Origin of the sequence: Nocardioides aurantiacus (assembly GCF_003752505.1) — a bacterium.
GTDB lineage: Bacteria > Actinomycetota > Actinomycetes > Propionibacteriales > Nocardioidaceae > Marmoricola > Marmoricola aurantiacus.
On the sequence record NZ_RKHO01000001.1, the window covers coordinates 861,384 to 875,553 of the forward strand.

Genomic DNA, 14,170 nt, shown 5'->3' on the forward strand with positions numbered 1-14,170 from the left:
GCTCACGCGGACTCCGGTTCGCTCTGACGCTAGGTATGGGCCTCGAACTCGCCATCACGGCTCGCAAGGCGGACGCCCGGCCAACCGACAGTGCCACCGCTGACCCCGGCCAGACACCGGCCATCTGATGAGCGAACCGCTCACGCTTCGGGGTCGCTGGCGGCTGCCCGAGCACGGCGAACATCGAGTGTCGGGACCCTCACGTGGGACCCAGAAGAGGGCGGCCACTCAGGCAACCTGCCGACATGGGCGACCACGGGATCTACAAGATTCGCCCAATCAGAAGCACCACACCGGCTACGACCATCACTCCGACAACCGCGATAGCCGCCCAGACCCTCTTCGACTTCCAAATGCTGGTCAGCACGGGCGGGTCACCGACAACTCCGGCTACGGCCAGGGCCTCGTCGCGAGTGCGGTCGTCCTTGCGGTCTAGAAGTGTCAGGGACAGGTCTCCGGCGGTAATCCGGTCTGTCCAGTAGGTACCTGAGAGGGTGCCGGGAGATGTGCCGGTCACGTCGAGGCGGCAGGTTCCGGAGTGCGGATGGCTGCGGTGCCTATGTTCCTGTCGCGCGTTGTTGGTGTAGGTAAACAGGAGCGACTTCGCTTGTTTGCTGTCGGTCTTGTTGACGATGGCGGCTGAGATCGAGGACGACCCTGACTCTCGGGTGTAGAACTGCACGGCGGTGGTCCAGAAGGTCTGCTCGATGACCATGACGCAGGGGATGGGTCCCCGGTTGCCGCCTTCCGGGATGAGGGCCTGCGTGCTGGGTTGAAGTTCGACCTTCCACGTGCCCCAGAGGTGGGGACGTCCCGTGATGCGGCTAACGCCGGGGATCTTCCATAGCCATAGGTCGAAGGCCACAACGAGCAGACCCGCTGCGGAGGGTAGGTAGGACAGCCCGCGACGGGTGTTGTCATCGAGATCGAGGCCGGTGAAAAAGAGAACGGCGGCCCAGACGGCGGAGACGCCGATGGCGGTCCAGCGAGCAACCTTGGCAGTTGAGTTCATTCATACCCCAGCAGTTCCCAGGTGGCGTCGACCAACTTGAAGCCGTCCTCGCGTGACCACTTGTCGCCGTAGAAGAGGTACTTGAGGTCGTTTGGCTCCACCCAATCGTCGTAGTCGTAGGCGGCGGGGAGGAGGTTGTTGAAGAGGTAAGCAAGGGTGTTGCGGAAGCCCTGGTCGAGGGTGCCCCCGAGGGCGATGTGCGAGTTCGGGACGTTCCAGACGAGGCACTCCATGAAGTACGAGGGGAGTTCCTTGTTGATGCCCTGGGCAGCGAGGAAGTTCTCAGCGTTTTTGAGCGCTCGGACGTACTTTTTGTACCGACCCCCGGTGTTCTGATCCTTTGCGATGCCGTTGGCCTTCTGCTGGTCGGGGTAGTTGGCGACGGTCCCGCCGCTTCGCTTGAAGACGCGGCTGCCGACGTGGGCGACTCTCCTGTCCGGGCTGTCGTATCGGCGGTAGTCAAACGATGGCACCACGTCGGCGCTCGGGCGACTTCCCGTGACCTCGGCGATCGTGATGGCGACCTCGCCGCTGCTGTCCACGTCGCCGCCGCCGAACTTTCTCACCATCGCGAGCCGGACCTCCTCACGCCAGTCGTCGGGGTCGTCCCAGCGGCCTGTGTACGGGTTCGCGTTGGGGTCGGGCGAGGGCGCGCTGCTGCGCGGGAAGTAGTCGAAGTAGGTGACGTGCTGGTTCTCCACCACGACGTCCACGTCGCTATCGGCCCGAACGTTGGTCCTGTTGGCGTACGAACCCTTGGCGTAGACCTTGATGCTCGACCGGTAGCCGTCGAAGGCCGGGTGGGCGTCGATTGCGGCTTTCACCATGCGTTCTGCGCGCTCCATGCGGTCTTTCTCAGATGGGCTCGACACGTCCATCCAACGAGTCAACAGCGCTGCGCGCTCAACTGGTCCCACGATTTTCTCCCATGCGGTTGGTGCCAGGGCTGACTCTGAGCGTGGCGGACGGCACTGACAGCCCAGTTTCAACTGCAACGCAGCAGGGCCAGGTGGCGTCACGGCGCAGCAAAAGGTCCAACTTTGAAACGTGATGAGTCAGCCCGTGCCTTGGGAGGTCGGCCACACGAAACCCGGCCCTCGCGGGCCTTCACGAGACACTCTTGTCGAGGTGCACACCCGCTGAAGCGGGCTGTCTACAGGCAAGTTGTTCCAAACAGGGCCACAACTTGTTCAACGGCATCATCTGAGGGGACGATCTCAGGCGGGCCCAAGTGTTTTCAACACGGTCTACTGGGGCGCGTCAGGTGGGCACCGCCCACCTGGCAGGGCTCATCCTGTCAGGGGCGACCCGCCGGGGTCGAAACCGCCTCTGCCCGGCTCCCGGCCCAGCGCCGACCCCGCCGACCCCACCGACCCCACCTGAGGCTTTCCTCAGCCCTGGCACAGGGACCCGTGGCAAGATGGGCCGGCTGGTGCTCGCGGGTCGACCGACGGCACAGGCGCCTGACCAGCACCGACGCCCCGGCCCCGGGCGACACCCGACAGACGGAGACCGACACGGTGAGCGACGCAGAGCCCCGCCACGCCGGCGTCTCCCGTCGGCGGCGCATCGTGCGGCGGGTCGTCGTCGGCCTGTGCGTGCTGGCCGTCATCGCGACCGTGGGTGTCGTGGTGGCCTACCGCCAGCTCGAGGGCAACATCAACGCGGTGCAGATCGACCTCGGCACCGACCGGCCCGAGCAGGTCGAGGTCGAGGGACCCAAGGAGCCGCTGAACGTCCTGGTGATGGGGTCCGACGAGCGGTCGGGCAGCGGCATCGGTGGCGAGACCCCCGGGCTCTCGGACACCACGATGCTGCTCCACCTCTCGGCCGACCGGAAGCGGGCGTACGGCGTGAGCCTGCCGCGCGACCTCATGGTCGACCGCCCCGACTGCACCGGCAAGAAGGGCCGCACCGTCCCCGGGGCGAAGACGCAGTTCAACGCGGCGTACAACGTGGGTGGGCCCGGCTGCACGGTCCGCACCGTCGAGGCGATCACCAACGTCCGGATCGACCACTTCGTGGTCATCAACTTCGCCGGCTTCAAGGACATGGTCGACGCGGTCAACGGCGTGAAGGTGTGCGTGCCCAACGAGGTCAACGACGACATCGGCAAGATCTACCTGCCCGCCGGCACCTACAAGGTCAACGGCCAGCAGGCGCTCGACTACGTGCGGGTGCGGCACGGGCTGGGTCTGGAGAACGGCGACATCGGCCGGATGAAGCGCCAGCAGGCCTTCATCGCCTCGATGATCGAGAAGGTCGTCTCCCGCGGCACCCTGGCCAACCCGGTGCGGCTCTACAACTTCCTCGACGCGGCCACCAGCTCGCTGACCACCGACCGAGGGTTCGCGCAGCTGCGCCAGCTCGCGAGCCTGGGGTCGTCGCTCCAGGACATCGGCCTGGACAACATCCAGTTCATCACCGTGCCCAACGAGCCCTACACCGCCGACACCAACCGGCTGCAGTTCGCCCCCGAGGCCGACGCGCTGTGGCGCCGGATCCGCTTCGACCGGCCGCTGGGCCCCCTCGCCGCCGACGCCGTCGTGCCGGGCCGCAAGCCCGGCGAGCTGCCCTCCGACGACGCCACGAAGAACCCGTCCGGCAGCCCCTCCAGCGCCTCACCCTCGACCTCGCCGTCGCCCACCACGACGCCCGACCAGGCCGCCGCCCGCGCCGCCGCGGAGGCCGAGCGCAAGCGCATCGCAGAAGAGGCCGGGCTCTGCGCCTGACGGCTCACCCGGACCTCGCGAACCGGGTGCGAGTACCCACACTTCGTCGACCTCACACGGCGCGCCCGATTTGCCGTCACCGGATCGTTATCGCAGGATGGCCGGGATGAGGACTGTCCTGACCGGAGGCACCGGCGTCATCGGACGCGCCGCCGTCGTCTCCCTGCGCCGAGCCGGGCACGACGTCGCCGTGGTCACGCGCTCCCCGCGGGCCGACCGCGTCGCCGCCGCGCTGGACGTCCCCGCCCTCCGGGGCGACGTGCTCGACCGCGCCTCGTTGCGTGCGGCCTTCGACGGCGCCGACGTCGTGGTCAACCTCGCCGGCCGCACGCCCGTCGGCCACAGTGCGCTGACGCCCGGGCCGTGGCGCCGCCAGGACGTGCTGCGCACCCAGGGCGTGGCCAACGTCGTGCACGCCGCCCGTGCCGCCGGGGTGCGGCGCCTGGTGCAGGAGGGCGTGAGCTACCTGTACGCCGACCAGGGCGACGAGTGGATCGACGAGCGCAGCCCCCTCGAGATCACCACGACCACCGAGCCCGCCGCGGTCGGCGAGTCGCACGTCCAGGACTTCGGCAGCTGCTCGCGCACCGGCGTGGTGCTTCGCTTCGGCGGCATCGTCGGTGACGACCAGCAGACCCGCTACTGGCTGCGCGCCGCCGAGGCCGGCCGCCGCATCGGCCTCGGGCACCCCTCGGACTGGGCGCACGTCGTGCACACCGACGACCTGGGCGACGCCGTGCTGGCGGCGCTCCACGCGCCCACCGGCGTCTACAACGTGGGCGCCGAGCCGGTGCAGCGCCACGAGCTGGTGCAGGGGTACGCCGACGCGATGGGCGTCGAGTCGACGTCGTTCATGGGTCCGGTGGGCCGCTGGTGGATCGGGCCGCGCTACGAGCCGCTCGCCCGGTCGCTGCGGGTGTGCTCGGACCACTTCGCCTCGCAGACCGGCTGGCAGCCGCACCGGCCGAAGTTCGACGCCGGCTGGCTGGACGCGGCGCTGCGGCGATGCCCGAGCGCGAGCCACTGAAACCCCCGGACGGCCCGGAGACCGCTGCCGAGCGCGCCCGCCGTCGGCGGCGGCTGGCCGAGGTCTTCGGCGAGGTGCTCCCCGAGCAGACCGGGGACGACCGGGGCGGCCAGGACCGCCCGGGTGAGGACGACCGCGCGGCCGACGAGCGGCTGCGGCGCGACGTGCCGCCGCACCACGGCCCGGTCGGCTGACCGAGCCGCGGCAGCGGCAGCGGAGGGTCAGCGGTCGGCCGGCGAGGACGTGCCGGGCGGCGTCGCGGCACCACCGGCGAGCAGGTCGCGGATCTGGCGGAGCAGCTCGATGTCCTCGGGCGTGCCCGGCGCCGGCGACGGGAAGTAGCGCTCCTTCGCCTTCGTGTAGGGCGTCACGATGAAGAAGTAGACGACCGCGGCCAGGATCACGAACGAGATCACGGCGTTGAGGAACGCGCCGAAGGTGTTGGGCTCGTTGGTGAAGTACTGCTTGGTGCTCTCCGGCAGCAGCGCGGTCAGCCAGTTGGTGAAGGTCGTCACGACCGCGCCGAACGCCGTACCGATGATGACCGCGACGGCCAGGTCGATCAGGTTGCCGCGGAGGAGGAAGTTCTTGAAGCCGCTCATGCGGGTTCTCCTGTCCGAGAGGTGGGCTGGCGCCGGGTCGGCCGACCCGGCGCGGATCAACCTAGTCCTTCCAGACGGGGATGAGAACTGCCGTGGCGGCGCGCGCCGCGACCCTGGTCGCGGCCAGGTCGGGCACGGCCACGACCACCAGCCGCCCCGGAGGAGCCCCCTCGGAGGCGCTCGCGCCACCCGCCGGCAGCGCGACCACCGGCACGTCGTCGACCAGCAGCTCGGGGGCCGCCCGGCCGTCGGGGTCGGCGAGCACGAAGCTGACCCGGTCGCCCACCCGGAGCAGCGACACCGCGGTGCCGTCCGCGACCCGCAGCGGCACCGCGGTCCGGCCGGGGTAGCCCCGCAGCAGCCGTCCCTGCACCACCCGGAGCCGGGTGAGCGTCTCTCCGCGGGTCACGGGTGCGGCCAGCACCCGGCCCACCACCTGGCGCGGGTCGGTCACGGCGTCGTCGGGCAGCGCGTCGGGCGGGACCTCGCGCGCCACGACCGAGCCGGGTCGCAGCACGCTGCCGCCGGGGAGGTCGCTGGCGGCGGTCCACGCCTGCACCGTGGGCGCGGCCGACGGTGACGCGGCCCCCAGGGCGACGAGCACGGCCAGTCCCGCGCACAGGGCGGAGAGGCCGCGGCGGTGCAGCAGCACCCGTCGTCGTGCCCTGCGGACCAGCGTGCGCGGGGCCGACCAGGGGGAGCGGGCAGGTCGGGAGGGAATCACCGGGGCCATGCCCGGACGCTAGGCGCGGACGCCGGTGCGCGTCGTACGTCGTCCACAGGGCCCCGTCGGGAGGCTCCCCGAAGGCGTGGGTCAGGCGGACTTGGACTGGCTCGAGGAGGAGCTGTCGCCCTTCGAGGGCGCGGGGGAGGACTCCTTCTTCGCCGGCGCCGACTCCTTCGGCGTCGACGTGGAGGCGCCGTCACCGGACGAGCCGGATCCACCCGATCCACCCGAGCCGCCGGACGCGCCGCCCTCGGCCGCGCGACTGTCGTTGCGGTAGAAGCCGGACCCCTTGAAGACCACGCCGACCGCGTTGAAGACCTTGCGGAGCCGGCCCTCGCAGACCGGGCAGACGGTCAGCGAGTCGTCGGAGAAGCTCTGCACGGCCTCGAAGAAGTGGCCGCACTCGGTGCAGGAGTACTGGTAGGTGGGCACGGGTGGGGGTCCTCCGGGGAAGTCACACGGACGGGGGAGCGGCGCTCGTCGTCGCCGCCGAATGCTACGGCACAATGCCTCGCGTGACGTCGTCCCGCCTGCTCGGCCGCCTCGACACCTTCCGCGGCTGGCCGGGGTGGGCCCGTGCGACGACGTACGCCGTCGCGGCGCTCGCGCTGCTCCTGGTGGTGGTGACGGTGGGCGCGGTCGTCATGGTCAGGCGGCCGCTGCCGGAGACCGAGGGCACCCTGACCGTGCCCGGTCTCGGCGCCGACGTCGAGGTGCTCCGTGACGCCCGGGGCGTGCCGCAGATCTACGCCGACGACGCCACCGACCTGTTCTACGCCCAGGGCTACGTCCAGGCCCAGGACCGCTTCTACGACATGGACGTGCGCCGTCACGTGACCGCCGGGCGGCTGGCCGAGCTGGTCGGTCCGGCGGCGGTCGAGTCCGACCTGACGGTGCGGACGCTGGGGTGGCGCCGCGTCGCCGAGCGCGAGTTCGACCTGCTCGACCCAGCCACCCGCAGCTACCTGGAGTCCTACAGCGACGGCGTCAACGCGTGGCTGCGCGGCCGCTCGGTGACGGCGATGTCGGTGGAGTACACCCTGCTGGCCCTCGGCGGGCTGGACTACAAGCCCGAGCAGTGGACTCCGGTCGACTCCCTGGCCTGGCTCAAGGCGATGGCGTGGGACCTGCGCGGCAACATGGCCGACGAGGTGGCCCGCACCCGCCTGGCGGTCGACCGCTCGCCGGAGCAGGTCGACGAGCTCTACCCCCGCTACCCCTACGGCCGCCACGCGACGGTGCTGCCCGACGCGACGGCGGCGGCCCCCGCGCCGCGCGCGACGCCGGCGTGGGCGACGCGGTCGTCCGGGGAGCAGCAGGACCGCGAGGGCGCCGACGCCGTGGCGGCGGTCCGCGACCACCTGGCCTCGGTGCCGGCGCTGCTGGGCACGGGCGACGGGCTGGGCTCCAACGCCTGGGCGGTCTCGGGCGAGCACACCGTCTCCGGCGAGCCGCTGCTCGCCAACGACCCGCACCTCGGCGTCTCCCAGCCCGCGGTCTGGTACCAGACCGGCCTGCACTGCCGCTCGCTCGGCGAGGACTGCCCCTTCGACGTCTCGGGCTTCACCTTCGCCGGCTTCCCGGGCGTGATCGTCGGCCACAACCGCGATATCGCCTGGGGGATGACCAACCTCGACCCCGACGTCACCGACCTGTTCCTGGAGAAGGTCGAGGGCAAGACCTACGAGTACGACGGCCAGCAGCTCCCGCTCGTCGAGCGGGACGAGGAGATCCGGGTCGAGGGGGAGGGGACCCGCCTGATCACGGTGCGGTCCACCCGCCACGGACCACTGCTCTCCGACGTCTCCCGCGAGCTGTCGAGCGTGGGCGCCAACGCCGAGGTGGGCCCCGACGCGCCCGAGCGCGGCAACGGCTACGGCGTCGCGCTGGCGTGGACCGCGCTGACGCCGCGTCCCACGGCCGACGCGGTCTTCGCCCTGGGCCGGGCGCGTGACTGGGACGACTTCCGCGAGGCGGCACGCGACTTCGCCGTCCCCAGCCAGAACCTCGTGTACGCCGATCGCGAGGGCAACATCGGCTACCAGGCGCCCGGCGACGTGCCGATCCGCCGGTCGGGCCGCGACGGCCGCTACCCGGCGGCCGGCTGGGACTCCCGCAACGACTGGACCGGCCGGCTGGTGCCGTTCGAGCAGCTGCCCAGCCGCCTCAACCCGGCCGAGGGCTTCGTGGTCTCGGCCAACCAGGCCGCCACCGGGCCCGGCTACCCCTTCCTGCTCACCACCGACTGGGACCACGGCTACCGCAGCCAGCGGATCCGCCGGCTGCTGGAGGCCCGGATCGACGCCGGCGCCCAGCTCGACGTGCGGGCGGTGCAGGACATCCAGACCGACACCCGCAACCCGATGGGTCCGGTGCTGGTGCCCTACCTGTTGCGGCCGCTGATGACCTCGGAGTACTACGCCGACGGCCAGCGGCTGCTGCTCGACTGGGACTTCGACCAGGCACCCGACTCTGCGGCGGCGGCGTACTTCGAGGCGGTGTGGCGCAGCCTGCTGCGGCTGACCTTCCACGACGAGCTGCCCGCGTCGCTGTGGCCCGACGGCGGCCAGCGGTGGGTGGCCGTGGTGTCCAACCTGCTGCGCCAGCCGGACTCCCAGTGGTGGGACGACAGCACCACGACCGGCGTCATCGAGGACCGCGACCAGATCCTCGCCGAGGCGCTGGAGCAGGCGCGCGACGAGCTCACCCGTCGGCTCTCGGTCAGCCCGCGGCAGTGGAGCTGGGGCCGGCTGCACCGGCTCGAGCTGGAGCACCAGACCCTGGGCCGCGGCTCGGCGGTGGCGCGGGCGCTGCTCGACCGGGGACCCGAGCCGGTCGGCGGGGGCGGGACGAGCGTGGACGCGACGGCGTGGACCGCGCCGGCGGGGTACGACGTGACGACGGCGCCCTCGATGCGGATGGTCGTCGACCTGGCCGACCTCGACGCCTCCCGCTGGGTGCTGCTCGGGGGCGCGTCGGGACACCCGGCCTCGCCGCACTACACCGACCAGCTCGGCACCTGGCTCGCCGGGCGCACCCTGGCCTGGCCGTTCTCCCGGGAGGCCGTCGAGCAGGCGGCCGAGGACCGGCTGGTGCTACGACCCGGCGGCTAGCCGGACCACGCCGTCGGGCGTGACGGCGGCGCGGACCGGCCGGTCGTGCGCCTCGGCCGGCACCGCGTCGAGCAGCTCGCCGCGGTGCAGCACCACGCAGGTGAAGGTGCCGTGGGGCACCCGCTCCAGGGCCCGGTCGTAGCAGCCCGCGCCGCGGCCGAGCCGGGTGCCGTCGGCCCCGACGGCCAGTCCGGGGACCAGGACGACGTCGGCGCCGGCGACCGCGTCGACGCCCAGCCGGGCCCCGGCCGGCTCGAGCAGCCCGCGGGCCGCGCGGAGGTCCTCCGGCCCGGCGTACGCCGCCCAGTCGAGGTCCATGCCGGGCAGCACGACCGGCAGCAGCACGCGCGTGCCGGCCGCCGCCAGCGCCTCGAGGAGGGGACCGGTGCCGGGCTCGTGCGAGACCGAGACGTACGCCGCCACGGTCGCCGCGCGGCGTACCTCCTCGGTGGCCAGCAGGTGCGCGGCGGTGGCCCGGGCCCCCTCGCCGAGCTCCAGCACGGGGATGCGGCGGCGGGCGGCCAGCAGCTGGTCCCGCAGGGCGAGCTTGGCGGTCCGTGTGAGGTCGGGCACGGATGGAGCCTACGATCGGAGGCATGAAGTCGAAGGGACTCAAGCAGGCCCGCGAGAAGATGGCCGCCGAGGGCGTCGACCAGGTCGCCATCGAGGTCTTCTCGCACTACTACCGGCAGATCGAGCACGGCGAGACCGGCATGATCGCCGAGGACTCGATCGACCCGGTCGACATGGAGTCCCTGGCCGACGTCGAGGTGCCCGACGACGTCGCCGCCGAGGCGGTGGGCGCGACCGTGGTGATCAAGCTCAACGGCGGCCTCGGCACCTCGATGGGCATGGCGCGCGCCAAGTCGCTGCTGTGCGTGCGGCGCGGGCTCTCCTTCCTCGACGTGATCGCCCGCCAGGTGCTGCACCTGCGCCGCGAGTACGGCACCACGCTGCCGCTCATCTTCATGAACAGCTTCCGCACCTCCGAGGACACGCTGGCCGCGCTGGCGCGCTACCAGGACCTCGAGGTCGACGGCCTGCCGCTGGAGTTCCTGCAGAACAAGGAGCCCAAGCTGCGCAAGGACGACCTCACGCCGGTGACCTGGACCAAGGACCCGGCGCTGGAGTGGTGTCCTCCCGGCCACGGCGACCTCTACACCGCGCTCGTCGGCACCGGCCTGCTCGACCGTCTCATCGACGCGGGCTACCGCTACGCCTTCGTCTCCAACTCCGACAACCTCGGCGCCGTCGCGGACGCGCGGGTGGCCGGCTGGTTCGCCCAGTCGGGTGCGCCGTTCGCGATCGAGGCGGTGCGGCGTACGCCCTCGGACCGCAAGGGCGGCCACTTCGCCCGCCGCAAGGCCGACGGCCGGATCGTGCTGCGCGAGACCGCGCAGACGCCGAAGGCCGACCAGGAGGCGCTGCAGGACCTCTCGCGCCACCAGTACTGCTCGACCAACAACCTGTGGTTCGACCTGGTCCGGATGCGCGACGAGATGGCGCGGCGCGACGGCATCCTCGGCCTGCCGATGATCCGCAACGAGAAGAACGTCGACCCGGCCGACAAGCGCAGCCCCGAGGTGATCCAGGTCGAGACCGCGATGGGCGCGGCGATCGAGGTCTTCGAGGACTCGCGGCTGATCGAGGTCGGCCGGGACCGCTTCGTGCCGGTCAAGACGACCAACGACCTGCTCGTGCTGCGCTCGGACGCCTACGACATCGGCAGCGACTTCGTGCTCGACCAGCAGGTCGAGAGCATCCCGTTCGTCGACCTCGACGACGAGCACTACAAGCTCGTCGCCGACTTCGACCAGCGCTTCGCCTCCGGCGTGCCCTCGATGCGCCGGGCCGAGTCGCTCGTGGTCAACGGTGACTGGAGCTTCGGCGAGAAGGTCGTGGTGCGCGGCAAGGCCGAGCTCGACGGCGACCACGGCCGCGTCGAGGCCGGCAGCGTCCTCGGCGACGCGCCCGCCGAGTAGGACCCTGCACCCGGCCGTCTAGGTTCGTCCCATGTCCTCGCCGCCCCGTGAGACCCGCCCGATCCCGCCCGAGGACTACCTCCGCCGGGTCCTCGAGGTCGTCACCCCGCTCGAGGCCGCCGAGCGGCCGCTGCTCGACGCCCTCGGCCTGCCCGTCGCCGAGGACGTCCATGCCGACGTCCCGCTGCCGGTCTTCGACAACTCCTCCATGGACGGCTACGCCGTGGCGTTCCGCGACGTCGCCGAGGCCACCGCCGAGCGCCCGGTGCACCTGCCGGTCGTGGGCGAGATCGCCGCCGGGCAGACCACGATCCACACCCTGACCCCCGGCACCGCCGTACGCATCATGACCGGGGCGCCGGTGCCGACCGGCGCGACCGCGGTGGTGCCCTTCGAGTGGACCACGGAGGAGGGGCGCCAGGTCGTCGTCTCCCAGGCTCCCGAGGAGGGCCAGCACGTACGCCGCTCCGGCGAGGAGGTCGCGCGCGGCGACCTGCTGATGCGCCGGGGCGAGGTCGTCGGCACCCGCCAGGTCGGGCTGCTCGCCGCGCTGGGCCGCGGCCGGGTCGCGACCGCCCCCCGGCCCCGCGTCGTGGTCATGTCCACCGGCCTCGAGCTCGTCGAGCCCGGCAAGCCCCTGCAGGGTGCCCAGATCTACGACTCCAACAGCTACCTCCTCGCCGCGGCCGTCCGCGCCCACGGCGGCATCGCCTACCGGGCCACCGCCACCACCGACGACCCCGACCAGTTCGCCGACGCGCTGGCCGACCAGCTGCTGCGCGCCGACATGGTCGTCACCAGCGGCGGCGTGTCCAAGGGCACCCACGACGTGGTCAAGGAGGTGCTGCGCGAGCTCGGCACGGTGGAGTTCCTGGAGGTCGCGATGCAGCCCGGCAAGCCGCAGGGTTTCGGGGTGGTGGGGGAGGACCGGACGCCGATCTTCACGTTGCCGGGCAACCCGGTCTCGGCGTACGTCTCCTTCGAGTCGTTCGTCGCGCCCGCGCTGCGCCGGATGACCGGCCACGCCCGGGTCGAGCCGGTGCTGCGTGCCGGCGTCCTCACCGAGGCGGTGCGCTCGATGCGCGGCAAGACCCAGCTGCTGCGTGCCCGGGTGGAGCACTCGGGCGGGCGGCTGCTGCTGACTCCCGTCGGCGGCCCCGGCTCCCACCTGATCGCCGGGCTCGCGCAGGCCGACGCGCTGGTCGTGCTCGACGCCGACGTCACGGCCGTCTCGCAGGGCGACGTCGTGCCCGCGCTGCTGCTGGACCGGGTGGCGGGCTCGTGAGCGCGCCGCCGGAGGAGACCGGGGGGACCCGCCTCACCCACGTCGACGAGCAGGGCGCCGCGCGCATGGTCGACGTCGGCGACAAGGACGTCACCTCGCGCAGCGCGACCGCGTCGGGGCGCGTGCTCGTCTCCGCGCAGGTCGTGGCGCTGCTGCGCGGCGAGGGCGTGCCCAAGGGCGACGCGCTCGGCGTGGCCCGCGTCGCCGGCATCATGGCCGCCAAGCGCACCCCCGACCTCGTGCCGCTGTGCCACCCGCTCGCGATCTCCGGCGTCACCGTCGACCTCGAGGTGGAGGACGACGCCGTGGCGGTCCGTGCCACCGTGCGCACCACCGACCGCACGGGGGTGGAGATGGAGGCGCTGACGGCCGTCTCGGTCGCGGCGCTCACGGTGGTCGACATGGTCAAGGCCGTGGACAAGGGCGCGGTCATCACCGACGTCCGCGTCGAGGAGAAGCTCGGCGGCAAGAGCGGGACGTGGCGCCGTGGCTGAGCAGCCCGCCCCGCAGCCCGCCTCGCAGCCCGCCTCGCAGCCCGCCCCGCTGCCCGCCGCCGTCGTCGTCGCGTCCAACCGCGCCGCGGCCGGGGTGTACGACGACACCACCGGCCCGCTCATCGTCGAGGCCCTGCGGGCCGACGGCTGGACGGTCGGCGACCCGGTCGTCGTGCGCGACGGGGAGCCGGTCGCCGAGGCCATCCGGGCCGCCCTCGACGCCGGCGCCCGCGCCGTCCTGACCACCGGCGGCACCGGCCTGACCCCGACCGACCTGACCCCCGAGGTCACCCGGCCGCTGCTGAGGCGCGAGGTCCCGGGCATCGCCGAGGCGATCCGCGCGCACGGGACGGCCAAGGGCGTCCCGACGGCGGCGCTCTCGCGCGGCCTCGCCGGGGTCGCCGGCCAGGCGCTGGTCGTCAACCTCCCGGGGTCGCGGGGCGGGGTCAGGGACGGTCTCGCGGTCGTCGTGCCCCTGCTGCGGCACGCCGTGGAGCAGATCGTCGGGAGCGACCACTGAGCGCCGGGTGGCCGGTGGTGCTGGAGTCGGCCGGCGTCCGGCTGCGTCCGATCACCCAGGCCGACCGGCACACCTGGCGCCGCGTGCGGCAGGCCAACTCGGCGTGGCTCGGCCCCTGGGACGCCACCGCGCCGTCGCGCTCGCAGGCCCAGCCGCGCTCGTTCGCCGCGATGGTGCGCACCATGCGCCGCGAGGCGCGCGCGGGCCGGCAGCTGCCGTTCGTGGTCGAGCTGGACGGCCGCTTCGTCGGCCAGCTCACGGTCAGCAACGTGCTGCGCGGCTCGGCGCAGCTCGCCTCGGTCGGCTACTGGGTCGACGAGGCGTACGCCGGCCGCGGCGTCGTCACCCGCGCCGTCGCCCTGGTCGTCGACCACTGCTTCGGCCCGGTCGGCCTGCACCGCATCGAGGTCGCCATCCGTCCCGAGAACGCCTCCTCGCTGCGCGTCGTGGAGAAGCTGGGCTTCGCCGAGGTCGGCTACGCCCGGCGCTACCTGCACATCGACGGGGAGTGGCGCGACCACCGGCTCTTCGCCCTGACCCAGGAGGACGTGCCCGAAGGGCTGCTGGTCCGCCTCGAGCAGGGCGTGCGTGAGGGCCCCGGCGCACGGGATCCACAGCAGTCACAGGAGTGAACTGACGACACACCGCCACGGGTCCGGGGCGCGGTGACCGCCCG

15 protein-coding genes are annotated in these 14,170 nt (G+C 72.5%); 9 read left to right on the top strand and 6 right to left on the bottom strand.

Going from position 1 to position 14,170, the window contains the following annotated elements; all coding sequences use genetic code 11:
* Nucleotides 1–262 precede the first annotated feature (262 nt).
* Together EDD33_RS04150 and EDD33_RS04155 are read right to left on the bottom strand one after the other, a co-directional pair.
* On the bottom strand, nucleotides 263–1,012 hold the full coding sequence (locus EDD33_RS04150) for a Cap15 family cyclic dinucleotide receptor domain-containing protein (protein WP_123389227.1): 750 nt from the start codon (nucleotides 1,010–1,012) through the stop codon (nucleotides 263–265).
* Nucleotides 1,009–1,890, bottom strand: a complete 882-nt coding sequence (locus EDD33_RS04155) for a nucleotidyltransferase domain-containing protein (protein ID WP_148076928.1) — start codon at nucleotides 1,888–1,890, stop codon at nucleotides 1,009–1,011. Before EDD33_RS04155 ends, EDD33_RS04150 begins: the two co-directional genes overlap by 4 nt.
* A gap of 642 nt (nucleotides 1,891–2,532) precedes the next feature.
* On the opposite strand from EDD33_RS04155, the gene EDD33_RS04160 reads away from it, so the two are divergent.
* The 3 genes from EDD33_RS04160 (at nucleotide 2,533) to EDD33_RS04170 (ending at nucleotide 4,965) form a co-directional block, all read left to right on the top strand.
* Complete coding sequence (locus tag EDD33_RS04160; protein ID WP_123389229.1) at nucleotides 2,533–3,744, top strand: LCP family protein; 1,212 nt, start codon at nucleotides 2,533–2,535, stop codon at nucleotides 3,742–3,744.
* Nucleotides 3,745–3,850: 106 nt separating this feature from the next.
* A complete protein-coding gene (locus tag EDD33_RS04165; RefSeq protein ID WP_170169692.1) occupies nucleotides 3,851–4,771 on the top strand; it encodes an NAD-dependent epimerase/dehydratase family protein in 921 nt (306 codons plus the stop codon).
* Nucleotides 4,750–4,965, top strand: coding sequence for a hypothetical protein (locus EDD33_RS04170; protein WP_123389231.1), 216 nt, complete (start codon nucleotides 4,750–4,752; stop codon nucleotides 4,963–4,965). Before EDD33_RS04165 ends, EDD33_RS04170 begins: the two co-directional genes overlap by 22 nt.
* A 27-nt stretch (nucleotides 4,966–4,992) precedes the next feature.
* Here EDD33_RS04170 and EDD33_RS04175 read toward each other — a convergent pair whose 3' ends face one another.
* The 3 genes from EDD33_RS04175 to EDD33_RS04185 all read right to left on the bottom strand — a co-directional run bounded on the left by EDD33_RS04175 (nucleotide 4,993) and on the right by EDD33_RS04185 (nucleotide 6,532).
* Entirely contained in the window at nucleotides 4,993–5,373 is a 381-nt protein-coding gene (locus tag EDD33_RS04175; protein WP_123389232.1) for an MscL family protein, read from the bottom strand.
* A 61-nt stretch (nucleotides 5,374–5,434) separates the two neighbouring features.
* Nucleotides 5,435–6,106 carry an SAF domain-containing protein gene (locus tag EDD33_RS04180; RefSeq protein ID WP_123389233.1) on the bottom strand — a complete coding sequence of 224 codons (672 nt, stop codon included), beginning with the start codon at nucleotides 6,104–6,106 and terminating at the stop codon, nucleotides 5,435–5,437.
* Nucleotides 6,107–6,187: 81 nt separating this feature from the next.
* Entirely contained in the window at nucleotides 6,188–6,532 is a 345-nt protein-coding gene (locus EDD33_RS04185; RefSeq protein WP_123389234.1) for an FmdB family zinc ribbon protein, read from the bottom strand.
* A gap of 83 nt (nucleotides 6,533–6,615) precedes the next feature.
* On the opposite strand from EDD33_RS04185, the gene EDD33_RS04190 reads away from it, so the two are divergent.
* Entirely contained in the window at nucleotides 6,616–9,213 is a 2,598-nt protein-coding gene (locus EDD33_RS04190) for a penicillin acylase family protein (RefSeq protein ID WP_246003358.1), read from the top strand.
* On the opposite strand, the gene EDD33_RS04195 is transcribed toward EDD33_RS04190, so the two are convergent.
* On the bottom strand, nucleotides 9,196–9,786 hold the full coding sequence (locus EDD33_RS04195) for a 5-formyltetrahydrofolate cyclo-ligase (RefSeq protein WP_123389236.1): 591 nt from the start codon (nucleotides 9,784–9,786) through the stop codon (nucleotides 9,196–9,198). The genes EDD33_RS04190 and EDD33_RS04195 overlap by 18 nt on opposite strands.
* Before the next feature lie 23 nt (nucleotides 9,787–9,809).
* Between EDD33_RS04195 and EDD33_RS04200 the strand changes: the two genes are divergently transcribed.
* From EDD33_RS04200 to EDD33_RS04220, 5 genes are read left to right on the top strand one after another with little or no spacing between them, the layout of a single operon-like run.
* Nucleotides 9,810–11,195, top strand: coding sequence for a UTP--glucose-1-phosphate uridylyltransferase (locus EDD33_RS04200; protein ID WP_123389237.1), 1,386 nt, complete (start codon nucleotides 9,810–9,812; stop codon nucleotides 11,193–11,195).
* Nucleotides 11,196–11,226: 31 nt separating this feature from the next.
* The gene (gene glp / locus EDD33_RS04205) at nucleotides 11,227–12,480 is read left to right on the top strand and encodes a molybdotransferase-like divisome protein Glp (protein WP_123389238.1); all 1,254 of its coding nucleotides are present in this window, start codon (nucleotides 11,227–11,229) and stop codon (nucleotides 12,478–12,480) included.
* Nucleotides 12,477–12,974: a cyclic pyranopterin monophosphate synthase MoaC gene (moaC, locus tag EDD33_RS04210; protein ID WP_170169693.1), complete on the top strand. Its 498-nt coding sequence runs from the start codon at nucleotides 12,477–12,479 to the stop codon at nucleotides 12,972–12,974. Before glp ends, moaC begins: the two co-directional genes overlap by 4 nt.
* A 49-nt stretch (nucleotides 12,975–13,023) precedes the next feature.
* Nucleotides 13,024–13,494, top strand: a complete 471-nt coding sequence (locus tag EDD33_RS04215; protein WP_123393002.1) for a MogA/MoaB family molybdenum cofactor biosynthesis protein — start codon at nucleotides 13,024–13,026, stop codon at nucleotides 13,492–13,494.
* Between the two features lie 14 nt (nucleotides 13,495–13,508).
* Complete coding sequence (locus tag EDD33_RS04220; protein WP_246003359.1) at nucleotides 13,509–14,126, top strand: GNAT family N-acetyltransferase; 618 nt, start codon at nucleotides 13,509–13,511, stop codon at nucleotides 14,124–14,126.
* Nucleotides 14,127–14,170 lie beyond the last annotated feature (44 nt).

Coding starts and splice junctions, on each gene's coding strand:
- EDD33_RS04150 (WP_123389227.1), bottom strand. CDS start 1,012: ATGAACTCAACTGCCAAGGTTGCTCGCTGGACCGCCATCGGCGTCTCC.
- EDD33_RS04155 (WP_148076928.1), bottom strand. CDS start 1,890: ATGGACGTGTCGAGCCCATCTGAGAAAGACCGCATGGAGCGCGCAGAA.
- EDD33_RS04165 (WP_170169692.1), top strand. CDS start 3,851: ATGAGGACTGTCCTGACCGGAGGCACCGGCGTCATCGGACGCGCCGCC.
- EDD33_RS04170 (WP_123389231.1), top strand. CDS start 4,750: ATGCCCGAGCGCGAGCCACTGAAACCCCCGGACGGCCCGGAGACCGCT.
- EDD33_RS04175 (WP_123389232.1), bottom strand. CDS start 5,373: ATGAGCGGCTTCAAGAACTTCCTCCTCCGCGGCAACCTGATCGACCTG.
- EDD33_RS04180 (WP_123389233.1), bottom strand. CDS start 6,106: ATGGCCCCGGTGATTCCCTCCCGACCTGCCCGCTCCCCCTGGTCGGCC.
- EDD33_RS04200 (WP_123389237.1), top strand. CDS start 9,810: ATGAAGTCGAAGGGACTCAAGCAGGCCCGCGAGAAGATGGCCGCCGAG.
- glp (WP_123389238.1), top strand. CDS start 11,227: ATGTCCTCGCCGCCCCGTGAGACCCGCCCGATCCCGCCCGAGGACTAC.